General features: G+C 30.6%; 18 protein-coding genes and 2 pseudogenes. 12 read left to right on the forward strand and 8 right to left on the reverse strand.

What is annotated here, in order from left to right; translation table 11 throughout:
• Positions 1-8 precede the first annotated feature (8 nt).
• Positions 9-482: a winged helix DNA-binding protein gene (locus L1S46_RS01555; protein WP_017210098.1), complete on the reverse strand. Its 474-nt coding sequence runs from the start codon at positions 480-482 to the stop codon at positions 9-11.
• A gap of 318 nt (positions 483-800) precedes the next feature.
• Here L1S46_RS01555 and L1S46_RS01560 point away from each other — a divergent pair, with 318 nt between their 5' ends.
• A complete protein-coding gene (locus tag L1S46_RS01560) occupies positions 801-2,003 on the forward strand; it encodes a plasmid pRiA4b ORF-3 family protein (RefSeq protein WP_236897711.1) in 1,203 nt (400 codons plus the stop codon).
• Between the two features lie 187 nt (positions 2,004-2,190).
• Here L1S46_RS01560 and L1S46_RS01565 read toward each other — a convergent pair whose 3' ends face one another.
• Entirely contained in the window at positions 2,191-2,955 is a 765-nt protein-coding gene (locus L1S46_RS01565) for an EFR1 family ferrodoxin (RefSeq protein ID WP_236897713.1), read from the reverse strand.
• A gap of 205 nt (positions 2,956-3,160) precedes the next feature.
• Here L1S46_RS01565 and L1S46_RS01570 point away from each other — a divergent pair, with 205 nt between their 5' ends.
• The 4 genes from L1S46_RS01570 (at position 3,161) to L1S46_RS01585 (ending at position 8,911) form a co-directional block, all read left to right on the forward strand.
• On the forward strand, positions 3,161-3,712 hold the full coding sequence (locus L1S46_RS01570; protein WP_236897715.1) for a TetR/AcrR family transcriptional regulator: 552 nt from the start codon (positions 3,161-3,163) through the stop codon (positions 3,710-3,712).
• Between the two features lie 458 nt (positions 3,713-4,170).
• Complete coding sequence (locus L1S46_RS01575) at positions 4,171-5,010, forward strand: PRD domain-containing protein (protein ID WP_077831141.1); 840 nt, start codon at positions 4,171-4,173, stop codon at positions 5,008-5,010.
• A 292-nt stretch (positions 5,011-5,302) separates the two neighbouring features.
• The gene (locus L1S46_RS01580) at positions 5,303-7,195 is read left to right on the forward strand and encodes a beta-glucoside-specific PTS transporter subunit IIABC (RefSeq protein WP_238898963.1); all 1,893 of its coding nucleotides are present in this window, start codon (positions 5,303-5,305) and stop codon (positions 7,193-7,195) included.
• A gap of 300 nt (positions 7,196-7,495) precedes the next feature.
• Positions 7,496-8,911, forward strand: coding sequence for a glycoside hydrolase family 1 protein (locus L1S46_RS01585; RefSeq protein ID WP_238898965.1), 1,416 nt, complete (start codon positions 7,496-7,498; stop codon positions 8,909-8,911).
• Between the two features lie 62 nt (positions 8,912-8,973).
• Here the strand turns inward: L1S46_RS01585 and L1S46_RS01590 are convergent.
• The 4 genes and pseudogenes from L1S46_RS01590 to L1S46_RS01615 form a co-directional block, all read right to left on the reverse strand.
• Positions 8,974-9,264, reverse strand: a pseudogene (locus L1S46_RS01590) (epoxide hydrolase); the annotation flags it as partial.
• A 12-nt stretch (positions 9,265-9,276) separates the two neighbouring features.
• On the reverse strand, positions 9,277-10,365 hold the full coding sequence (locus L1S46_RS01595; protein ID WP_238898967.1) for a leucine-rich repeat domain-containing protein: 1,089 nt from the start codon (positions 10,363-10,365) through the stop codon (positions 9,277-9,279).
• Positions 10,366-11,120: 755 nt separating this feature from the next.
• Positions 11,121-12,059 (reverse strand): carbohydrate-binding protein, encoded by a 939-nt coding sequence (locus L1S46_RS26255; protein WP_275298945.1) that lies wholly within the window; start codon positions 12,057-12,059, stop codon positions 11,121-11,123.
• A gap of 74 nt (positions 12,060-12,133) precedes the next feature.
• Positions 12,134-13,708, reverse strand: a complete 1,575-nt coding sequence (locus L1S46_RS01615) for a glycosyl hydrolase family 18 protein (protein ID WP_275298946.1) — start codon at positions 13,706-13,708, stop codon at positions 12,134-12,136.
• A gap of 482 nt (positions 13,709-14,190) precedes the next feature.
• On the opposite strand from L1S46_RS01615, the gene sigI reads away from it, so the two are divergent.
• From sigI to L1S46_RS01630, 3 genes are all read left to right on the forward strand, one after another.
• Entirely contained in the window at positions 14,191-14,943 is a 753-nt protein-coding gene (sigI, locus tag L1S46_RS01620; protein WP_238898969.1) for an RNA polymerase sigma-I factor, read from the forward strand.
• Between the two features lie 293 nt (positions 14,944-15,236).
• On the forward strand, positions 15,237-16,469 hold the full coding sequence (locus L1S46_RS01625; protein WP_238898972.1) for a family 16 glycosylhydrolase: 1,233 nt from the start codon (positions 15,237-15,239) through the stop codon (positions 16,467-16,469).
• Complete coding sequence (locus tag L1S46_RS01630; RefSeq protein WP_238898974.1) at positions 16,454-16,591, forward strand: hypothetical protein; 138 nt, start codon at positions 16,454-16,456, stop codon at positions 16,589-16,591. Before L1S46_RS01625 ends, L1S46_RS01630 begins: the two co-directional genes overlap by 16 nt.
• A gap of 97 nt (positions 16,592-16,688) precedes the next feature.
• Here L1S46_RS01630 and L1S46_RS26490 read toward each other — a convergent pair.
• A pseudogene (locus L1S46_RS26490) lies at positions 16,689-16,805 on the reverse strand (IS3 family transposase); the annotation flags it as partial.
• Positions 16,806-16,916: 111 nt separating this feature from the next.
• Between L1S46_RS26490 and L1S46_RS01635 the strand changes: the two are divergent.
• Positions 16,917-18,749 (forward strand): glycosyl hydrolase family 18 protein, encoded by a 1,833-nt coding sequence (locus L1S46_RS01635; protein WP_238898976.1) that lies wholly within the window; start codon positions 16,917-16,919, stop codon positions 18,747-18,749.
• Positions 18,750-18,928: 179 nt separating this feature from the next.
• On the opposite strand, the gene L1S46_RS01640 is transcribed toward L1S46_RS01635, so the two are convergent.
• Positions 18,929-20,698 (reverse strand): beta-1,3-glucanase family protein, encoded by a 1,770-nt coding sequence (locus L1S46_RS01640; RefSeq protein ID WP_171788210.1) that lies wholly within the window; start codon positions 20,696-20,698, stop codon positions 18,929-18,931.
• Between the two features lie 885 nt (positions 20,699-21,583).
• Between L1S46_RS01640 and L1S46_RS01645 the strand changes: the two genes are divergently transcribed.
• The 3 genes from L1S46_RS01645 (at position 21,584) to L1S46_RS01655 (ending at position 25,219) form a co-directional block, all read left to right on the forward strand.
• Positions 21,584-22,951, forward strand: coding sequence for an AAA family ATPase (locus tag L1S46_RS01645; RefSeq protein ID WP_171788211.1), 1,368 nt, complete (start codon positions 21,584-21,586; stop codon positions 22,949-22,951).
• Positions 22,952-23,112: 161 nt separating this feature from the next.
• Positions 23,113-23,685 carry a DNA-3-methyladenine glycosylase I gene (locus L1S46_RS01650; RefSeq protein ID WP_171788847.1) on the forward strand — a complete coding sequence of 191 codons (573 nt, stop codon included), beginning with the start codon at positions 23,113-23,115 and terminating at the stop codon, positions 23,683-23,685.
• Positions 23,686-24,046: 361 nt separating this feature from the next.
• Positions 24,047-25,219 (forward strand): hypothetical protein, encoded by a 1,173-nt coding sequence (locus tag L1S46_RS01655; RefSeq protein ID WP_238898978.1) that lies wholly within the window; start codon positions 24,047-24,049, stop codon positions 25,217-25,219.
• Positions 25,220-25,307: the final 88 nt, after the last annotated feature.

Raw genomic sequence — 25,307 nt, forward strand, 5'->3', positions numbered from 1 at the left:
CTTAATATTTATTTCATAGTTTTCTTATCTTCATATAGATCTCGCATTTTTATAATCAAGTTCTGAGCTTTTAATAGTGATTGAGATAACTCAGCTATTTCTTCATTAGAAAGAACATTAAATCGTTCTGAAAAAATATCCTCTCCAGCTGCAGCAACAGATGAAATAAGATTTAATGATTTATTTGATAGTGATAAATAAACAATTCTTTTATCTTTTTCATCTTGTTTTTTTATCAAGTAACCAAGATTATATAAAGCATTAATACTTCTGCTTGTATTTGGTACAGATATGTTTAATTTTTTACTTATTCTTGATGCTGTAGTAGTACCTTCAAAATGAATAAAATTCAGTATTTTTGAAAGAAGGGGAGTTATTTCTGTATTAGTTAGGTCTGGAATTAGATCTATAAACTCAACATTAAATAAACTATAAAAGTTAACCATATTTAAAATTAATTCTCTATTATCTTTTTTAGTCATATGAAAACTCCTTTGATAATTATTATTAATTAAGATATATTATAACAATATAGTTATCATTTGACAACTACTTTATAAGTTTTATATAGAAATTATTGACAAAGACAAAGTGGAAAAGATTTATTCTAAAAAGTCGCAGATTTTCTTAAGATTTCAGAAAAAGAACTTATGAATATGTATATTGAAGAAGATTTTGGGAAATATGAAATTAAGCAAATACTATGTTCTTTTTTAGAAAAGATGGAAGCTGTGAAGTTTAACCTGATAAATAAAATTCAATCATAAATAAATATAAAAACTGAGGATGGATCAATAAAAATGAGTAATATTAACAGTTCAATAAACGATTTTGAAAAATTTATAGAATTTATAGAAAATGAAAAGCCTATACTCTCAGCGACTCAGGAAGTATTAGGCAGAAAGGATTGCTATAATCTAAACATGATCCTTGAAAATAAAAAAGATGTAATAAATCCTAGTTATAATCAAGATAAATATTTTGCAATAGACTTGATGTTTTCACTAGTTCTTGCAAGTAAGCTTTATATAAAGGCTAACAATGAAAAGGGAAAAGTAAGACTCTTTAAAACAGATAAGTTAGAAAGCTTTCAAAATTTAAATGAAGATGAAAAATATATTTTCTTACTCCAAACTTATTGGACTAAATATGATTTTGAAATAAAATTTGATAGAACTCATAATATAGCAGCTTTTTACAATATTTTAGCTGAGATAGCTAGTGCTAAACAAGGAGATATAATTGTAAAAGATGAAATGGATATTTCAAATGTAATGTATTCAACTGGGGCTGCATTTTTTCATCATTTAAAGTTCTTTAGTTTTGGTGAACTGGAATTAATTAATGGTGCAAAAACAAGGTATGAAGATACGATAAAAAGTTTTTCTCCAAATGAATTTGGGATTAAAACAAGTATATTACTTCTAACAAAGGCTATTCTGTATTGGAATAGAGAAGATGTTCCAGTATTACTAGAGTATTATAATTTAAAAGTTACAACTAACAAAAACGAAAAAGCATTTGACGTTTTTAAAACCATCTTTAAAGGGAACACTGTTAAAAATACATTAGAGGAAGAAAGTAAGATAAATAAATGTGGAACGTATATTTTTAAAGTAAGTTTATCAAAGACTGTATGGAGAAAAATAAATTTAGCATATAAGCATACTTTTGGAGATTTACATAATGCCATTCAAGAAGCCTTTGAATTTGATAATGATCATTTATATGCATTTTTTATAGGAGGCAACAGAAGAAAAGGAATATACTGTGAATATGCAGATCACGAAGGACCTGTAGCAGAAACTACGACTATAGCAAGTTTGAATCTTTATAAAGGAGAAAGACTTCTATACTTATTTGATTTTGGAGATGAATGGAAATTTAATGTGGAGCTTACCGAAATAAATGAAGAAGCACCAGTTCCTTTAAAACCTATGATTATAGAATCAAAAGGAAAGTCACCTCATCAGTACAGTGGAGGTTGGGGACTTTACGAATAACATAATTGTACATAGATACTATTATTCTAATAATAGTTTTTCAATACTAGGGGTGCTTAGATAATTCAAAAGCACCTCAATGTTAGGCATATCAATGTATTTTCATTTTAAACTAAGGTTAGCCTTAATAGACTTCTTAAGGCATCATATAAATATCTGACCAGCTTTAACTATATTTTCTGCTTTCTTAATTAGCCTGATTATTAGAAGCAATTATTTCTTTAAGCTGTACATTTTGATTTATGAATCTAGCTTTGCTTTTCTCAGATTTCAAATGAATTGCATTTTGAGGACAATGATGTATACATGCTAGACATACTTCGCATTTATGGGAAAACTCAGGTTTGTTATTAACTTTAATATTATTTGCAGGGCAAACCTTTTCGCATACCTTACAGCTAGTACAATTATCCGTAACAATAAATCTCTTAGTTGCAAAATTATTGCTGATTTTATCTGCAAAGCCACGGCCATATTTAGATAGAGTATTTGATACGATTCCTTTTTTCACAAGAGAATTTCGTCTATTTGTAATATCAGCTATTATTTCACTCAGTTTTTCATCAATAACTTCTGGATTCTTATTTATTATCTCATCCTCCATCTTAAAGGCTGAAAGAAAATTATCAACCATAAGTATTTCATTTGTATAGTTGAACTTGATTCCAGATTCCTTGGCAACAAGCTCCATATGCCTTAACCCAGAGAATGCATTACCACCATATGTCATAATTGAAAAGAAGTAATCAGCTTTAAATTTTGACTTTTTTATAAAGTTACTAATTATTTTCGCCATTCCGAATCCATGACAAGGAAATACAAATCCTATAGCATCATCCTCAAATTCATATTTACCTTCTTTTATCATTTGAGGTATTGAATACAATTCTCCACCAATCTTTTTTGCAACATATAAACTATTTCCTGTAGCAGTAAAATAAAATATTTTCAAACTAATTCCGCCTTTCATTATTTCAACGAATATTGATTTTTCAACACTTGTTCAATATAATAAATTTATCAATTAAGTTAATTCAATTCAATAGTTAAAACAATGAGATTTGTTTATTAATGAACAAAACACATATAAATGTTGATTGTTATAAGATAAATCAGTTTACAAGGAAGTACATTAGGTACATAAAGGAGATATTTTTATGGATAGACGTATTGAAAAATCAAAACAGGCTATTATGGGTGCTTTTATCAAACTCATGTCGGAAAAAGATTTTGAAAAGATAACCATTAACGAAATTGCAGAAGAGGCAAATGTAAACCGTGGAACTGTATATCTGCATTATGAAGACAAATTTGATTTGATGAATAAATGTATAGATACTCATTTAAATCAATTATGTGACAGTTGCATTTCAGATGGAGAGGGCAGCAATTTTGACTCCAAAGCTTCGCTACTTCAGACGTTTCAATATCTAGAAAAGCATGCCATTTTCTATTCAAATATGCTCACTAACAAAGCTATGCCTGCTTTTAGGGAACGTATTTTAACAATGGCTCTTAAAAGTATGAAAGAACATCTTGACATGACAGGAAGTAATGAAAATATAAGCAAGGAGATAATGGCTCAATATGTTGCTTCAGCCGCTGTTGGTGTAATGGAATGGTGGATTGTAAATTCAATGCCTTACCCAGCAGCATATATGGCGGAGCAGTTGTGGCAATTACTAAAGCGAGAACAAATAGCGGGATAAATATGATTATTTGGTTAAATTGCTATATTCAATGAATCATTTAATGAGTATTTTTTCGGATTTACTGGCTGGTCAGCGGCACTTATTGGAGCGGGTTATTATATTAAACAATTAAAAGCGTATCTGATTCTTCTAGATATGCTTTTGGAAATAATATTAAATTAGAAGAATTCTAATAATCAAAAATAAAATAGACATAGAAGTTATTGATAATTCATGGAAAACGATTGACAGGCTAAGAATCTTATGATATCCTTAACATAAATTAAAAGGAATGTTACTGGTTATGCAGGCTTTACCATTTTATAGATAATATTTATTAGTATTATTTGTTGTGGTACGGTCTTTTTTTGTGTCATAATAATAAAAACTACTTTAGATAAAGCACTTTAAATTACAATTTACTAATAGCTAGTGTGTCTTTTAAATTAATTTACTTATGTCAAAGGGGAATATTTATGAAGATAGAGAAAGTAATTAATAACAATTTGGTTCAATCTTTTGATAATAACAATAAAGAAGTTCTTGTTATGGGATGTGGACTTGGATTTAAGAAAAAGGCTGGAGAAATTATTGATAAAGATAAAGTGGAAAAGATTTATTCTCTTGAAGACAAAAACTATTCAAATAAGTTAATAGAATTATTATCAGATATTCCTTTAGAAGTCATACAAACAACCAATGAAATAGTATCTTATGCAAGATACTCTCTAGGTAAGAAGCTTAATGATAATATTTATATTCTATTAACAGATCATATAAGCTTTGCAATGGAAAGAGTTAATAAAGGATTACAATTCAAAAATGCATTATTGTGGGAGATAAAAAGATTTTATAATCATGAGTTTTTAATTGGTAAAGAGGCCCTTCAAATAATTGAAAAAAGATTACATGTTGATTTACCAGAAGACGAAGCTGCTAATATAGCATTACATATTGTAAACGCTCAATTAAATTCTAGTAATATAGATGATACTATGAGCATGACTAATATGATTCAAAATATTTTAAACATAGTAAAATTTCATTATAAGTTAGAATTGGATGAATATTCACTTCATTATGAAAGATTTATTACTCATTTAAAATTCTTTTCACAAAGAATATTTAGAGGAAATGAAATTGAAGATGAGGATACAAGCCTTTCTAAAATAATGAGAGAAAAATATAAAGAAGCATATAAATGTGCAGAGAAAATTAAAAAATACGTAAAGAGTGAATTTAATTCTGAGCTTACTGATGAAGAAATGATGTATTTAGCAGTTCATATTAACAGAGTTACAAAGCAAACTGAATAAAAACGGACTGTTAATTTGCAATGCAATCTATACCTGAGAAGTGTAAAATGAGCGCTCTTTTATGATTCTTAGATATTTTTTATAAAATTATAAACAAAATAAATAAAAATGCAAGGTAGTTACTGTAAGCGGAAAAACTGTGTTACAGGCTTTACTTCATTAAAATTAATTCCAAAAAATTTATCCGGTAGCTAGTATCTGTAATACTCTAACTTTTAAGTGAAGTTAACGGCTACACGCTCATGGATAAGTTAATCTAAAAATAACTTAATTTTAAATGGAGGATTATACTATGGATTATTCAATAGTTGCAAAAGAAATAATAGAAAAAATAGGTGGAGTAAATAATGTAAGTAGTGTTATACACTGTATGACAAGACTTAGATTCACCCTAAAAGATGAAAGTATTGTAAATGATGAACAAGTTAAAAAAATAAAAGGTGTAATGGGCGTTATGAAAAAAGGCGGTCAGTACCAAATAATTATAGGAAATGAAGTTTCTAAATGCTATAAAGAAGTATTGAAACTTGGTAATTTTAGTGATAGTGCTAATAATACTGAAGGTTCAAATGAAAAACAAAATATAATTACAAAAGTGTTAGATGTAGTATCAGGAAGTATGTCAGCTACTATGCCAGCAATAATTGGTGCGGGTATGGTAAAAGTGCTAGTAGTGTTACTTACAACTATTGGACTTTTATCGAATACAAGCCAGGCTTATACCATATTATCAGCACTTGGAGATGCAACGTTTTATTTCTTGCCAATGATACTTGTAATTTCAACTTCTAAAAAGTTTAATATTAATCCATACACTTTTGCAGCAGTAATAGGTGTTATGGTATATCCTGATTTTGTGAAACTACTTGGTGCAGGTTCACCTGTATCATTTTTAGGATTACCAGTTACAACAGCAAGTTATGGATATTCAGTTATTCCAGTAATACTAATGGCTTGGGTAATGAAATATATAGAAGAAATTGTAGATAAAATTACACCAGCAGTTACAAAGAACTTTTTAAAACCAATGTTAATATTACTTATAGCTATGCCGATTGCAATAATAGTTATTGGACCACTTGGATTCTTAGTAGGTAAAGGTTTATCAACAGTTATGTACACAATTCAAGATAAGGCAAATTGGATTGCATTACCTTTAATGGCGGCGTTTATGCCACTTATAGTTATGACAGGAATGCATTGGGCATTCGTACCTATGGCATTAACAGCTTTAGCAAACCCAGGGTACGAAACATTATTATTAGTAGCAATGCTTCCATCTAATTTAGCACAAGGAGCATCAGCGCTCGCAGTATCACTAAAGTCTAAAAATAAAGACTTAAAACAAGTTGCAAGTGCATCAAGTATTTCAGCTTTACTTGCAGGGGTAACAGAACCAGCAATGTACGGTGTAACTATAAAATATAAAAAACCTTTAATAGCAAGTATGATAGCAAGTGGTATAGCAGGTCTATATGCAGGAATTGTAGCTTTAAAAGTTTATGTTTTTGCAACACCAGCACTTATATCAATAGTTCAGTTTATTGATCCAAATGGTAGCTCAAACTTTATTAATGCTTTAATAACAGCAGCTATTGCAATTGTAGGTTCATTTGCATTAACATGGATTATTGGATTTGATGATCCAGCAAATGAGGAAATTGAAGAGATCTTAATTGAAAACAAAATGGAAGTTAAAGAAGCTGCCTTAGATAAAGCTGAAGCTAAAAGCGAAGCAATAATCTTAGCTCCAATTGAAGGAAAATCAGTTTCACTAAGTCAAGTAAATGATATAACATTCTCAGAAGAAATAATGGGAAAGGGTGCAGCTATAATACCAAGTAAAGGTATCGCAGTTTCACCAGTTAATGGAGTAATTTCAGCATTATTCGAAACAAAACATGCTATAGGAATTACAGCTGAAGACGGAACAGAAATTTTGATACATATAGGATTAGATACAGTAAAATTAGGTGGAAAGCACTTTACAGCTCATATTAAGAGTGGAGATAAAGTAAAGATAGGAGACTTATTAGTTGAATTTGATATTGAGGCAATAAAAAAAGAAGGATACGAAGTAATAACTCCAGTTCTAGTTACTAATACAAGTGATTATAAGGATGTATTATCATTAATAGATAAAGATGTAAAAGAAAAAGATGAGTTAATAAAAGTAATAAAGTGAAACTTGATTTAGATGAGGTTTGATCCTCATCTAAATCTTAGGTGAACTTATACCCTCAAGGGGCACAATGTCTAAGAGTGCGCAGCCGTTATCTATCTATTAAATAAGCGAGAGTGTTACGTATGCTAGCTACTGGATAAAATAATATTAATAAATTATGCTAGCTAAGATATTTTTGGATATGCTTGCTAGCATTATTATTAAAATAAATTTTGAAAATTTAATATTAAATACAGAGTATATAAACATTTTATAGGAAAATATAAATATTATAAATTATAAAACACAGGAGGTAAAGTTATGTCAATTAAATTTCCAGAAGGATTTTTATGGGGAGGAGCTACAGCTGCTAACCAATTTGAAGGTGCATACAATGAAGACGGAAAAGGATTATCTACTCAGGATATAGCACCTAAAGGTGTGATGGGAGCTTTAACAGATGAACCAACAGAAGATAATATGAAACTTATAGGAATTGATTTTTATCATAGATATAAAGAAGATATTAAGCTATTTGCAGAAATGGGCTTTAAAGTTTTCAGACTATCTATTGCTTGGTCAAGAATATTTCCAAATGGTGATGATAAAGAGCCAAATGAAAAGGGATTACAATTTTACGATAATGTATTTGATGAGTTAGCTAAGTATGGAATAGAGCCACTAGTTACAATTTCCCACTATGAAACGCCACTTGCACTTGCTAAGAATTATGATGGCTGGGTAAATAGAAAGCTAATAGGATTTTTCGAAAACTATGTAAGAACTATATTTAACAGATATAAAGATAAAGTAAAATATTGGCTGACTTTCAATGAAATAAATTCTGCAACTCATTTCCCTTATATGAGTGCTGGAATATGGACACCAAAAGAACAATTAAACAAGCAGGATTTATATCAGGCTATGCATCATGAACTAGTAGCGAGTGCACTTGCAGTAAAAATTGGTCATGAAATAAATCCAAAATTCAAAATTGGTTGTATGATTCTTGGAGTACCAAACTATCCATTAACGCCAAAACCAAGTGATGTACTTAAAGCAATGGAAGCAGATAGGGAGAATCTTTTCTTTGGAGATGTTCATGTAAGAGGAGAATATCCAAGATATATGAATAGATTTTTTAAGGAAAACAATATAGAAATAAAAATGGAACCTGGTGATAAAGAAATACTAAAGAATACAGTGGATTTTGTTTCGTTTAGTTATTATATGAGCTCATGTGCAAGTGCAGATCCTGAAAAGAATGTTAAAGGAAAAGGAAATCTCATTGGCGGAGTACCGAATCCATATTTAAAGGCTTCAGATTGGGGATGGCAAATAGATCCAGAAGGCTTAAGATACATGCTTAACTTATTCTATGACAGATATCAAAAACCATTGTTTATAGTTGAAAATGGCTTAGGTGCCGTGGATGAATTAATAACTGATGAAAATGGAAATAAAACAGTAAATGATGATTATAGAATAAACTACTTAAATGATCACTTAGTTCAAGTAGGAGAAGCTATTGAAGATGGTGTTGAAGTTATGGGATACACTACATGGGGATGTATAGATTTAGTAAGTGCATCGACAGCTGAACTTAAAAAGAGATACGGATTCATCTATGTAGATAGGCATGATGATGGAAGTGGAACTCTAGAAAGATATAAGAAAAAGAGCTTTTACTGGTATAAAGAAGTTATTGATACAAATGGAGCCCATTTAAAAAAATAATAATTTAAATGAAATATATAGGGCAGAGTAGGAATTGGATTTTCTACTTTGCCCTCTTTTTGTCTATAAAATCTAAAGAATGCCAGAATTTCTTCAGCTAGAAATTCTGATTCTTCCATGGCTATAAAATGTCCACCCATAAGTAATGTGGTAAAGAGAGTGATGTTTAGAGTGTATTTAACTCATTCTTTGTGGTAACTCGCCATTGCAATCATTCCATCCACGAAATTTTTCAATAATCCATGCAGCAAGTCTACTTATGAATCTGAAAGTCCATATGCAAGAGCCCGAGGTCTTGTGGATTGGATGGACATATAAGCTCCCTTATTTGAGATCCACTTAGGGGCATTTTTTTATGTTTATGATTAAGCAGCTACTATGATTTGACTTGCGCTTACACCAGAACTAACTAGAAGCTGTTTTGTTGTTTCATTTTTTACATAAATTTTAATATTTGCGCAGCCTTCAAATAAAGTACCTACTATTACAGTATTAAGAGGACCATTCTCATGAGTCTCTATTTTTTGAACACTACTTGGAATTGTTATGCTATTCAAGTTAGTACAATTTTTGAATGCAGCCATTCCTATGCTTGTCACTCCTTCAGGAAGTGTTAAGCTTGTCAAATTAGTGCAATAGTAAAAGGCATTCCTACCTATATTTGTTACACTATTTGGGATTGTTATACTTTTTAAACTCATGCAGCCTCCAAATGTACCTTCACCTATACTTGTTAAAGTATTTGGCAGTGTTATGTTTGTTAATTTAATACAATCAGCAAATGTATCATAACCTAAAAATGTGACACCATCTTGTATTGTGACATTTGTTAAATTTAAGCAGTTCATAAAGATAGCATTACTCATTTTTGTTACACTACCTGGTATTGTTATGTTAGTTAAGCTTCTGCAATCTGCAAATGCATGGTCAGAAATGGTTTTTACACTATTTGGTATCGTTACGTTTGTTAAAAGGGTACAACCAGCAAATGCACCATTTCCTATAGATGTTACTGTACTTGGGATTGTTACACTTGCTGTTTTAGAAGAGGCAAATGCAAAAGATCCTATACCTGTTACCGTAATACCATTAATTTTGTCCGGGATAGTTATGATGCTTTCAGAACCTAAATATGCCACAATTTTACCTGTTGAGTTACAAAAAGCCCAGTCACCATTTATTGTAACATTTGCAAATTGTCCACTACTATTTAATCCATATTCTTTGTCAAAAAACATATTGCTTATATTATTTGTCATATATCCGTTTGCTTTAAAATAATATAAACTTCCATCGATTACTCTCCAACCTCTGGCCCATGAATTTCCTTCAGTATACCACCAACCTGTATTATTTTGTTTCCATTCTGCACTTGCAGCTATTGGATTTAATGCTAATAATGAAGTCATTACTAATGCACCAGCTAATAATTTTGTTAATTTTAATTTTTTCATGTTATTCCTCCTGTATTCCCCATAAATTCATTTTTAAGTAATAATATATAAAATTTTAATATTATTACAAATAATTATCGGTCTTATATGTTAATACTTAACTTAAATGTTACATAAAAACTTATTTTTAGTATAATTTCTATAAATGGTAAAATATATATGAAAATTAATCTTTTTACCTTTAATTATGAAAGATGCAAAAGTTATAGGCTTGATTAAGAGTTTATGTAATGTAAGTTATTGCATTTATGATGAAATCTATGATTTGTAAAACCAGTATCTAAAAGTCGTGTTACAATAGTTACTCTATGTAGATAGGCATGATGATGGAAGTGGGACTCTAGAAGGATATAAGAAAAAGAGCTTTTATTGGTATAGGGATGAGGAAGGAAGTCTGATGCTTAAAGAGCGACTAAAGTTTCAAATATGTAGTAAAGTCTGAATTTAATAAGTATTAGAATACTGCATTATTTAGAAAATGATATGATGATATTTTCTAAATTGACACATTATAGATGCAAAGAAAGAGAAATAGCAGAAAACTTAATAAATCAAATTGACGATGGTTTATTTCATATATATAAAAGTACAAATAATAAAAATTAGCTAATAAATAACACACTTAAAGAAACACCCTTTTTTCGAAGAGGGTGTTTCTTTGAATTTATAAGTTAACTGTATTTTCTGTGCTCAGTTGTTATATATAATTCTAAAATACTTTTGATTCTAATGGACTTGTCCATTTACTTTGCTTACTAGTTTTTTCCACCATAGCTTTTATATGTCGCATACACTGCATTTGCATATTGATCTGCTAGAATTGGACGGCCATATGAATCTGTAGCTCCTGGATACCAGTTTGGTCCTCCATTGTAATGCAATAGACCATTGTATATATTACCAAATTGCTTAATATTATCATTTATGATCATTGATCCCATATATACTTGGTCTTGAAGATTACTATGATTGTAGGCATGTCCATATGTTGAACTGAACTCACTTGAATAAGCATTTCTAGTATTTGGTTCTACTTGCATTAATCCGTCTCCAGAAGATGGACTACCACCTAAACCTGCTCCATAATTACATTCTTTTTTAATAACAGCACATATTAATAAAGCAAAGTCTCCATTTTTACCAAATTTGTTATCAGCATTAAGTGCATATCCCCATATATCATTTGGAGCTTCAGCAGGCTTTGATACTGATGGGGTAGTTGGATTTGTAGGGTTAGTCGGATTTGTAGGATTTGTAGGTCCTGCTCCAATCAATTCCCAAACATCAGCTGAACCAGGCTTATCACCTTGTGTCCACCACTTAGCTTTGTAATTACTGTTCTGATAAGAAACAATATCACCAGATACATAAGCCTTACTTCTGTCCCAAGCAGCATAAGTATTATTGCTAGGGTTAGATGGTGCTGTTCCAATCAATTCCCAGACATCAGCTGAACCAGGCTTATCACCTTGTGTCCACCATTTAGCTTTATAATTTTTACCTTCATAATTAACAGTATCTCCACTTACATAAGCTTTGTTGGCATCCCAATTAGCATAAGCTACAGATGCAGAGACAATCACTGTGGAAGCCTTTGTTGTTGTTGCTGCCTTTGCTAATACTGACATTTGTGGTAATGCAAACGATAATACTACAGCGAAAGCAAATAACTTTTTTAATTTCATGTATTTCATAATACATCAACTCCTTATATATATTTTTGAAATGTATATAAATTATACGTTCCCACTTAAATGTTATTATTTAATTAGTATTTTGGATTACTTGGTGTAGCGGCTCCAATTAATTCCCAAACATCAGAAGCACCGGGTTTATCACCTTGAGTCCACCATTTTGCTTTGTAATTGTTGTTGTTATAAGAAACAATATCTCCATTTACATAAGCTTTACTACTATCCCATGCAGGATAAGAAGTACCAGGATTACTTGGGTTTGCTGGATCCGTTGGGGTAGTAGGGTTAGTTGGATTACTTGGGTTAGTTGGGTTTGATGGAGTAGTTGGATTACTTCCACCAGCAAGTTTGTTTGCCATTAAAGATGTTAAAGGAAATCCATTTGGGTCATCTCCTGAAACTTCCCAAGCAATCATTCCGCCATAACCGTTATTTAATACGTAATTACATCTTTCTGTAAGAGATTCTTCATCTTCATATGTGTACATAATTCCTTGTGATGCATTATATAGATAAGGAACTTTAGCATATGGATCTCTATATTTTACGTAACCTGATGTTTTTTCCAATTCCTTCATTTTGAAATAAGGGTTTTGTCCACCTGGAGATTGTGCATTATCCCATGTACCTACTGGTGCACCATTTGCAGAAGCAAATAATCCAGGTAGGCTTCCACCATTGTTCACAACATTTTTCCATCCTCTTGAATAGAATGGTGTTCCAACATTTAGTTTGCTTGCAGGTATATTATAAGTATCCCTGTACAATTTCATTGCTGAATCAGTATTATATTTATTTTTTATATCTACAGGAGAAGTTCCTGATGGATCATTAGGATTTGGATATATTGCAGCATGATGATTAGTAGTTGTTTCCCATGCTCCGTGCATATCATAAGTCATAACGTTTATAAAATCTAAGTATTGAGCGTAAACGTTAGGTTCAGTATATTGTGCTTTATCATATCCAGACGGTGCTGCTATTGTAAGCATTTTATTAGACAATCCATTATCATTGTAAGCTTTACGTATTTCACGAAGAAGTGAAGTAAAGTTCTGTTTGTCCTCTGGTCCACCTGGGCAACCTTTATCAAATTGGTCATTTGGATCGGCTTTTCTATCAATACCAGGGAATTCCCAATCGATATCAATTCCATCTATGAATGGATATTTTTTTAGAAAATCTACCACACTGTTTATGAACACAGCACGAGAACTAGAACTTGAAGTCATTGAATGGAAATTAGCACCCCTTGTCCATCCACCTACTGATATAAGCACCTTTACATTTGGATATTGAGATTTGTAATACTTATATTCACCCATGTGTCCTCTAAGTTTATCTGCATCCCAACCTTCAGAATGTGGGAAAGATTTATCAAAATCTGCATAAGAATCAGTAGAATTGAGTTTAAAGCTTGAATCTACTTCAAAGAATGCATGATTGATTACAGTGACCTTGTCCCAAGGTAATTGATCAACAGATATGCTGCTGTGAGCTGCGTTGTAGGTACCCCAATTAGGAAAATAAACTACAACATTTTTTTTATCAGATTTTTCTGCTGCTTTAGGCATTAGTGTTATTTGCGTGAATGTAAGTAGAAAGACTACAAAAAAAGCAAGAAATTTTTTTAATGTTACGTGTTTCAAAACACATCAACCCCTCTCATATAATCATTAAAATTTTTTGGAAAGTAATTTTAATAATAAATTGTTCACCCCCTTAAAGCAGTAATAGAGAATTTTCTCTTGCGTAATAAACAATAAAATATTTCACGCCTATATTTACTGTCTATTACTTTGTAAAAAAGTAATACTGTAGGAAATTTATAGAATATATGACTGTACTATATTCAATACGAGAAATGTGTAATTTTTGTGTGGGACAGAATTAACTTTTTTTAGTAAAACATTAAAATTTAACCACAACAATATATACAAATGTAATAAAATGTAATATAATTACTTATATTGTAAAATATAAATATTTATAAGAGAGGAGTGTAATAAATTTTATTTTATTATTTATAAAACCTATATATTAGAGCAAAGTTAAGTATATGAGAATGGTATATTTTGGTCGTTATGGTAATTGGTATAAAGAGGTATTTATTATGTAGGGGGGAAAAGTATTGTCAGATAGTAAACTATTTTATGATGATACTAAAGATAACAAATCAATATATGGATACATAGAAAGAATTAGAAACGGTGACGTTAAATTAAAAGATAAATTAATAAAAGACTATTTACCATTTATAGGTAAGTCTGTGTCTAAAGTATCAAAAAAATATGAAGATATAAGGTACAGCGATATATTTAGTATAGGAATGATAGCTTTTAATGAGGCGTTAGATAATTATGATGAAAATAAAGGAAAAAACTTTTTCGCTTACTGTGACATGATAATAAGAAGTAGAATTATAGATTATTATAGAAAAAGTGAAAAAGAAGAAAAAGCATATCCATTTACTTATTTTGAAAATGAAGATGAAATTAATTTTGAGGAAAAATATTTAAGCTCTAATTCGTTTAATCAATATGAGAATATAGAAACACAGGATGAGATGGAATTCTTTCAAAAAAAGTTGAGTGAGTTTAATATAAGCATATATGATATTGGAGAAGAAATTCCAAAACACAGGGACTCTATTATTATGTGTATAAAAATTGCAAAAGAATTATGTGATAATGATTACTTATATGGAAAATTGATTCGAAATAAATCCATTCCGTTAAAGGAATTAGTGTCAATGGTTCAGGTACATAAAAGAACCATTGAGAGAAATAGGAAATTCATAATTGTAGTGAGCTTGATATTTAAAACAGAATTTACGTATTCAAAGGAATATATACAAGATTTTTTTAATGGATCTAATGTATAGGTAATTATAGTAATAACAATTTTATTCAAGTGTGTCTCAGAAAGAATAATGATCTTTCATGCATTCGATTATACAATAAATGTATAATTTGTTCTAATTTATAATTTATCCCACTTAAATAGAATCTTTTTACGTATAATATAGTGTACGTTAAAAGTAATTAATTTAGGAGGTGATATGAAAAAAGTTCAGCAAAAAGGTAACAAAGTTTAATAAAATATTTATGTAAATAAGGGGGGAGTAAACTACTACTACTAATAATAATAATAAATAGAGGTATAGGGGGAATTTTTATGAAAAGAAAAAAACAACTAATTATGTCATTAGTTATTTCTTCACTTATGGTTTCATCATTTATTCCAACAGTTACAGCTAAAGCTGATACAGGATGGAATCTTGCATGGAGTGATGAATTTAATGGAACAAGTATAAATACATCAAATTGGAAATATGAAACTGGCGGAGACGGTTGGGGGAATAATGAACTTGAATATTATACCAATCGTTCTGAAAATGCAAGAATTGAAAATGGAAATCTTGTTATAGAAGCAAGAAAAGAAAATTATAGTGGGATGAATTATACTTCTGCTCGCTTAAAAAGCCAAGGATTAAAAAACTGGACTTATGGAAAAGTAGAGGCAAGAATGAAGTTACCAGCTGGACAAGGTGTATGGCCTGCATTTTGGATGTTAGGAGAAAACATTTCTCAAGTTAGTTGGCCAAAATGTGGTGAAATAGACATTATGGAACATATAAATAATGAAAGTGCAATCCATGGAACTATACATTGGGATAGCACTGATAACAACACTCATGCACAGTATGGCGCTGCTTCACCTAATATCGATGTAACTCAATATCATGTATATTCAATTGAATGGGACGCTTCATCAATAAAATGGTTTGTAGATGGAACACAATATTTAGAAGCTAACATAGCAAATAATATTAATGGTACTGAAGAATTCCATAAACCATTCTTTATATTATTTAATCTAGCAATTGGAGGAAATTGGCCAGGTAATCCTGATGGATCAACTCCATTCCCAGCTAAAATGTATGTAGATTATGTTCGTGTATATCAGCACGGGGATAATAATCCAACACCAGCACCTGCAGCACCAGCTGTTCCAAGTGGATTGTCTGCAGCTGCTAGCAATCAATCTAGTATTAATGTGTCTTGGAACGCATCATCAGGTGCAACAGGTTATGATTTAAAAGTTGATAATAACATTATTAGTAATGTAACATCACCTTATGTTAATAGTGGTTTAACTGAAAATTCAACACATACTTATGCTGTTAGAGCTAAGAATGCTAATGGAACAAGCAGTTGGAGTAATTCTATCAGTGCCACTACTAAGGCTTCAAGCAATCCTACTACTGGAAGCTGGGCTCCTAATACTGCATATAAAGTTGGAGATATAGTTTCTTATAATGGTAAGAATTATAAATGCATTCAAGCTCATACTTCATTGGTAGGATGGGAACCATCAAATGTTCCTGCTTTATGGGTGTTAATATAAATGCAGAATATGTAGACTTGGTATTCCATGAAAAGGATACAGCACTTACAACTAATCAAGTAAAGGCTAAGGTTGATAGTTATAGAAATCAAGTTGTTACATTTAAAGATACTGTAGATTAATATTTTAAGTTACGTATAGTAATGGATAAATATTAATAGATTAAATGTATATAAAAGAGAAAGCATAAACCTTAAAATAGATCTCTATAAAAATGGGCTATGCAGCTTCTAGAAGATGATTTCTGCACTTTACAGGAGTCATCTTTTTTAGATTTAACTGTGAATGGCTAGTATTATAGTAGATTATGTATCATTATGCTTCCTTCATATGCTCTAATTGCAATATGCATATTAATAGGGAAATTAAATGTTTTATAAAAGGGTTCCAGTTTACTGATATTTTTGGCAAAATAAATAAAATCTTAAAGTGAGGGAGAGAAAAGTATTGAGTAAAAAGAAATTTTTTAAAAAGATAGTTTCAGTCATGGCTATGGCAAGCCTTATGGTTACAGGAGTGGTATTAGGTAATTCAAATAGTGCATCAGCGGTAACAAGCAGTAGTATTCCCAATCATGTACTAGTAGGCTACTGGCACAATTTTAATAATGGGTCAGGAGATATTAAACTCAAGGACGTTTCGTCAAACTTTGATGTTATTAACCTTTCATTTGGAGAACCAACCTCTGTTACTTCGGGGGATATAAAGTTCACCCCATATAATGAAACAGAGAGTGAGTTTAAAAGTGATGTTCAATATCTTCAAAGCAAAGGAAAAAAAGTATTGTTATCTATTGGAGGACAAAATGGTGAGGTTCAATTAACAAGTTCCACATCTGTTAATACCTTTGTTAATTCTGTAAGTACTATTATTGATAAGTATGGATTGGATGGATTAGATGTAGATTTTGAAGGACATTCGCTATATTTAAATGCAGGGGACAAAGATTTTAAAAATCCAACAACACCTGTTATAGTTAATACAATTAGTGCTTTAAAACAATTAAAGGCTAAGTATGGTAGTAGATTCGTATTAACTATGGCACCTGAAACATTCTTTGTACAACTAGGACATACGTACTATGGTGGATTAAATTCATATGTTGATAACAGATCTGGAGCATTTTTACCAGTAATCTATGGACTTAGGAATGAGTTGAACTGGCTTCAAGTGCAATATTATAATTCAGGTTCAATAAATGACATTAATGGTAAAGCTCAATCAATGGGAAGTGGAGAATTCTATGCTTCTTTAGCAGATATGCTTTTAACAGGTTTTAATGTAAATAATGATTCTAATTATTTCTTCCCAGCATTAAGACAAGATCAAGTAGTTATTGGTGTTCCATGCTGTAATTCTGCTGGAAATGGGTATGTTTCAAATGCTGAGGTACAAAGTGCTTTAGATGGATTAATCAATGGTGGAACAGTTGGAAGTTATAAGATTAACAATAAATATCCTAATTTAAGAGGCCTTATGACTTGGTCAATAAATTGGGATCAATATACAAACTTTAATTGGTCGAATTATTTTAGAGGTTATTTTAATAATTTAACTCCACCTGTAAATAAACTTAATGCAGCAGTACTAAGCTCTTCAGAAGTTATTAATGGAAGCTATTCTATATCTGCAGTAGTTCCAGCTTATAATACTGCAACTTCGTATAAAATTTATGAGGGAACAACAGTAGTAGCTTCAGGAAATTTAACAGCTGGACAACCTGCTAAGACGCTTAACTATAATGCCATATCAAAAGCTCCAGGGGCATACAGTTACAAAGCTGAATTAAGTGATGGAAGCAATACAGTTACTTCAAATCAAATAACTGTAACAGTTCCAAAAGCAGGAGATAACACATTACAACCAGCAATATTATCTGCTAGTGCAGTAAATAATGGAGCATATACTTTAACCGCTGTAGTGCCAAAAAATAATACTGCAACAAGCTACAAGATATACGAAGGAACAACAGTTGCTTCTACGGGAGCTTTAACTTCAGGTGTAGGCGAAGTTAGCATTTCTTATGCTATTACTAATAAGGCTAAGGGAAGCTATGATTATACAGTGGTTCTATATGATAGTACAAATTCTGTTAACTCTAACAAAGTTACAGTAACTGTACCAGATTCTGAATCTAACAATGCATGGGTTGCAAATCATGCATACAAGGTTGGAGATATTGTAACTTACAATGGCGGTACTTATAAATGTATTCAAGCTCACACTTCATTAGTAGGTTGGGAACCAAGTGCTGTGCCAGCTTTATGGCAAATTCAATAATAGATAAAGGGCGTTGTAGTTTTATGTAAAAGAATGAGCTAAGATTATCTTGGCTCATTCTTTTGAATTTGCATGTAATATAAAGTATTTTAGTTTTATGAAAGTAGTTAAGAAAATAAAAAAGATGCTGCATCAAATTTTGATACAGCATCTTTTTACAAATCTTATGGTCTAATTTATTACCAACCTACATTAATTATTGCATACTTAGGGTCAGCTACATGCAATGTGCTGCTGAAGTCGAAAACATCATCATAGCAGAAGCCATATGATTTGTTTTCATAAGAATGATCATGCCAGAATTTTGCAAAGTAATTTGCAGGAGCATCTTTATAGAAATAGGCTGAGTTATTCCAGTGTGCAGGATCAAGCATAACATGTCTGTTAAAGGCTGCACAAACCTGTGCTTTGATGGCTTTTTCATCATCATTTCCACCATCAAAGATTCCATTTCCTAATAAAACTTCTTGTGTACTTGGTTTTCCATGTATATAAAGATTATATGCACCACCATTTTTATTAAAGACAAAATCACTGCCTACAACATGTCCACTATAAGTTCCTCTGTCACATGTAAAGGTTAATTCATGGGTTGCGTAATAGTTATATACGTCATTGATATAACTATCAAAATAGTGAGCATTAGCTTGTGATGCTGTAAAAGTTCCAAGCCCTGAAGCAGGGGCATAGATTCTATCAGAATGAACTAAAGACTTAAATTCAGCAGGTACAGAATTTTTATATGCATTCATTAAATCTGCACGTGTTCCAGTATCTCCATAAGTTTTATTGTAACCGCTATTACCTACTAATTGTATATTATAAGGATAACAGAATTGGTCTACTCTTGTTGTATTTATCCATAATCCGTCATTAGTCCATGCCATCTCAGCCCATTCAAACATGATGCCTGTATTAGGGTCAGAAGTGTTTGCAAGGTTTGGTCCAGCATACCCAATTAATCCATCTGCTGCTTGATTTACTTTAATATATAAAGGTTCACCATAACTGATGTACATTCTTGCTCCTATGATTTTTGGAATATAAGCATAGCTTTGTTGACTGGCTTTGCAGAAATAATTTGAATAGTTAAATGTTCCATCGGGAGTAGTTTTAGTTAAATGACCAGCTGCATCATTATCTGAAATCTTCATAGGAATAAGGTTCCCGTTTAAATCAACATGAACAAATTGGTTAGTGGCTGGGTCTTTTCCTACAATAGCCCAGTAGATTTGATCATTTGAATATTGTCCGTTTGTATTATTTTTTACTTGTAAGGTAACAAATCCGGATTTAAGTGGTGGAGTAGTAGTATCACCACCTGTATTTGTAGTTGAATAAATTTTAACAGAAGTCATTTTATCATTAGCATCATTACCGACCCATGGTGTATCTGAAGTATATGTCCACTTTGTCCCTGTAAAATTATCGTTTTCATATACTTCGACTGTCCAGCCGCTTGGAACTTTAAGTGATGTCATCCAATCATTTGGAATTTTTGCTGTATTTAATTGTGATAAGGTGTAATTTCCAGGTTGTAGTGATACAGAAGCTCCACCATAATTAATATCTTCATAGAACGTAACAGCTTTCGTAGGAGAAGACGGAGAGCCTACTGTATAATTATACCAAGGAGAGTCATATGCAGGAGTACCGTTATTATATGTGAATGAATAGCTCACGGTATCTCCAGAAGATACTGTGAAATTTTGCTCATATCTTCCAGATGCGCTATTATAGGTAGTTCTGATATTTTGTTGTGCTCCTGAATTAATTTTATAATGTACATCAACCCAACTAGTGTTTGCTAGTGGCTTAAACCATATTGTTGCAGTATTTCCAGATACATCTACGCCGTTTGTAAAGTCGGCTGCTGAAACACTAAGTGTAGATATTGGACAAAAAAGAAAAACTAAAATAGAAACCATTACTAAAGCTTTTTTGAACATAAATTATCCCTCCAAATTCTAATATTCTTGAAATAATTGTTAGTTAAAGTTTTATAAAAAATGCATTAATAGTTTAGGTCTCTGTGCTCAATTGTCATTTAAAGGCATGTAGTATGATTTTATTATTATGATCACCTCGCTCACTTAAAATTGTACATAATGGATAAGTATAATATTAAAAATATAACGTTTTATTAAATTAAGTAGAATAATACATCTTTTATGTTATAATTACCCATAGTTTACATTTTATTTATTGTACATATACATTATAACAAATTTATTTAATATTTGGAATATTATTCAAAGAAATGATAACAACTTCAACACTTCATGTCTCAGAAGTACTCCAAGAGACATTTGTGGAGGAAAAAAGACTGAATTTGCTATAGAAAATCTATGGTAAGACTTAAATATAGTAAATATAAAAATCATGGGCGATTATGAGATATAAAATGTACCGTATAGGATAGATAATTAAAAACACTAAAATGTCCACCCATAGGCAATGTGGTAAAGTTATCCGTGCATTCATAACCAAGTTTTCTTAGCTAGCAATAAACCTTTTTAACAATAATTATGTTTTCAAATAAAACTTTTTAAGAATTTAGGAATTTAAGAAGTAAAGAAGTTAAAAATGAAAAAAGTTAAGAATTTAGGAATTTAAGAATTTAACTATGAAAAAAGTTAAGAAGTAAAAAATTAAAGAATTTACGAAGTTACAAATAAAAAAAGTTAACAATATACACTTATGAAAAAGTGAGGAGCACATGATTGCTGGTATATTTAAATAGTGGTAAAATTATTATTGAAAAATAAATTTTGGGATATAATTTAGTATATACTAAACAAGATTATAGCTTGAATTGTAAGGAAGTGAGAAACGTGGAAAAACAAATAATAGATCTTAAAAGAGATGTATACAAAAAGCTATTAGAGTGGAAAAATAACCACAATAATAAGGTACTATTAGTAGAAGGTGCAAGACAGGTAGGAAAAACTTATTTAGTGAAAAAGTTTGCAAGAGAAAATTATAAGCATTTAATATATATAAATCTGTTAGAAGAAACAGGAGAGGACTTACTTACAATTTATAATATAATAAAAGAAGAACGTCTATCAGGAAAACTAGACAGGGAAAAAACAAATACATTAAAAGAGATGTTTAAGAGATTCTCTAACAATTTTGAAGACAATGAAGAATGCATAATTATAATAGATGAAATACAAGAATCTTATAAGATTTATAATATGATAAGGCAATTTGCAAGAGAATTTGATGCACATTTTATTATGACTGGAAGTTATTTAGGAAGAGTTGTTATGCAGAAAGAGTTTTGGTCTCCAATGGGTGATGTAGATTTTCTTGAAATAAAGCCATTATCATTTACTGAATTTGTTAATGCGCTTAATTTAACACAAGCTTATGAGTCATTAGATTTGTATGGAGATGGCGATAAAAAGGATTATGATTTATTTTATGATAAGTATAAAGATTACTTAGAAGTTGGCGGCTATCCAGAGATAGTATGTGAATACTTAAGAAATCACAAGGAAAATATTAATGATTTGTTTGAAAAATTATTAAGAGTATTTTGTGAAGAATCTTCAAGATATTTTGATGGAGATATATTGACTACAAGAGTGTTTGAAGATTGCATAAGCGCAATAATTGAAATTCTAGCTAGAGGAAAAAAAGGCATTAAGGAAAGCAGTTATACGGAAGAATTACAGCAAATAATAACCAAACAATATTCAAGTAATATCACCAAGGAAAATTGTAATAGAGTACTTCAATGGTTTTACACGTCAAAATTTGTTAAAGACTGTGATAAGCTTATAGATTTTGAATTTACCAATATAAAAAAGAGACAAAGATATTTTTTGTCGGATGTTGGTATGGCAAATTATGTAATGAAAAAGGCAAACCTATTAGCATCGGAATCTAGCGGGTTATTAAATGAAACGTTTGTTTACCACTGTCTTTTGGATAAGATATCCACAGTTCCTATGTTTGCAATCTATGGGGATGGAGAGCTTGATTTTGTCTACAGAGATAGGAATAATGGGTATGTTTACGGAATAGAAGTTAAGGCTGGTAAGAATCCAGGTAAAACCATAACAAAATCACTAGCTAATGGAAAAATTAATTTTGCAGTTTATCTAAAAGGGGTAACGCAAGGTGGAATTGCAAATAAGACTTTTACAATTCCAATATTTTTATTTCCAAGATTTGAGTTCAGCAAAATATAAAGATATATATGATAAGAGTTTACGTAATGTAAGCTCTTATTTTATGGTAAAATATACTTATAATATAGATTAATTAACACTGTTACATGTTTATAAATATTAGATTTATGCAAAAGACAGTGAAAAATACAGCAAGGTTTGGAATTTTGTTTAATGAGGAAGTGATTCAAATTATTAAAAGATGTGAATGGGTGACAAAAGAAGAATTATATATTGAATATCATGATAAGGAATGGGGAGTGCCAGTATATGATGATAGAAAACTATTTGAAATGTTGTGCTTAGAAGGAGCTCAAGCAGGCTTAAGCTGGTGGACTATTCTTAAAAAAAGAGAAAACTATAAAGAAGCTTTTGATAATTTTGAGGCTGAAAAGATTGTAAAATATACCGAAGAAAAATTAGAACAATTAATGCAAGATAAAGGCATTGTTCGTAATAGAAGAAAAATCGAAAGTGTTGTGACTAATGCAAAAGCATTTCTGAAGATTAGAGAAGAGTGCGGCTCGTTTTCTAATTATATATGGAAGTTTGTAGATAATAAGCCTATTATCAATTCATGGCAAAGCATAGAGGAAGTTCCAGCTTCAAATGAATTAAGTGATAAAATGAGCAAACAACTAAAAAAAGATGGTTTTAAATTTGTTGGAAGTACAATTTGTTATTCCTTTATGCAAGCAGTAGGAATGGTTAACGATCATACAAATGAATGCTTTTGCTATACAAAATTAATTTAGAAGAATTAGCTAATGTTATGGAAGTATTGTTTAGGATTGTATATAGTTTAGGTTAAAGTGAAGAGGATCTTTTGAAGGATAGAGACAAGAAGATACAGGAACGCAGGAGATTTAGGAAATCGACTGGACTTGAAACTATTAAGTAAATAATTGGATTTAAATGAGAGTTTATGTAGAGTAAACTCTTATTTTTATGTTAGAATATAGATAGATTGTATTAAAATGGGTGAGATTGAATGGATAAAGCATATATGACACAAGAAACTATAATATTACCAAAAGAAATATGCGAAGTAGCCTACTTGTCCAGCATAAATACTAATTCACAAATTTAATTTTAAAATAACAGGAGTAAAAATATATGAAGTTTTTTAATAAGTTATTTGGTAATAAACCAGATTTAAAATGTCAAGATGAATTAGGTATAGATTCAGCACAGTTACATAGAGATGATATTGTGACAAATGAGAAGAAGGAAGAGGCTAAGTATAATAAATTAAATAATATACTAAAAGAATATATTAAGTGGTCAAAGGAGCCTTGCAGAGAAGATGAATCACTAGATATTTTAAAGATATTTGGAAATGATGAATTTCAAGAACTATATGTATATGTTAAAGAAAATTCAAATAATGATAATGTATTACGCACATTAAAGGGATTAGGAATATCCTTAAATGAAATGGATATATCAAAAGCTTGTGCTACAGCTCATTACTGCGGTATGTTGATTGAACATAGTAACATACTTGATATAGGTGATAATTTGGTAGACTTATTTGAAAAAGTTGTTAACTTAAGTACTGAGTGTTTAAATAGGTTTGAAAATATAGAGAATGTTGATTGGGCTGATTTATTAAAAAGTTATCCAGATGAAGTAAAGGCTTACCATGGTGCTGAAATGCTGACGATTGCAGTTATGGCGGTTATAACAAGAAGCCATGGAAGCCGTTATTATCTAAGAAAAAAGAAACTATATGAAAAATTAGAATTACTGAAGCCGTATATAAAATCTATGGTATATGTACCAATTGTCCATGACGCTTGTTATGATTTTAAAGTACTAGTATTAAATCCTAATACTAAAAAAGGCTTTTGGATGAAGGTCTTTGATGTTCATAACTGTTTTTATCTTATGACTTTATTAGAAATAGAACTGTATAAAAAAGGATGGCTTACTGATTATGAAATTAAAGATTATACTTTTAGTCAAGAAATTTATGATACTGCTATAGGTGCATATTATCCAAAGAGATCATATGACATAGTAGGACATGCTTCTTATCAAAATTATCAAGCTATAAATGACAAAGAAAATAACTCGGCTATAAGACATATGATATTTGGAGAAATGCCGCCAGAATATATTCCAAAGTATAAAGGATTTCCTGTTATTATTATCAAAGAAGATCCTCTTAAGGGACGAAGAAGCTGGGACAGTTATTTTATATTTAAATGTCATCAAGCGTTATCTCCTCGAATTGAAATTTTAGAGTGTTTGACAGATCAGGAAGTAGAAGAATGGTTAAGCTAATTCACAATCTGTTGGGGAAGTGCTTGAAAAACTTAAAAGTGTAAAAAGTAGTTTCTTTACTGTTGATATCGATAAGAAAGTAATTGAT

The organism is Clostridium sp. YIM B02500, from assembly GCF_022324665.1.
Lineage (GTDB): Bacteria > Bacillota > Clostridia > Clostridiales > Clostridiaceae > Clostridium > Clostridium beijerinckii.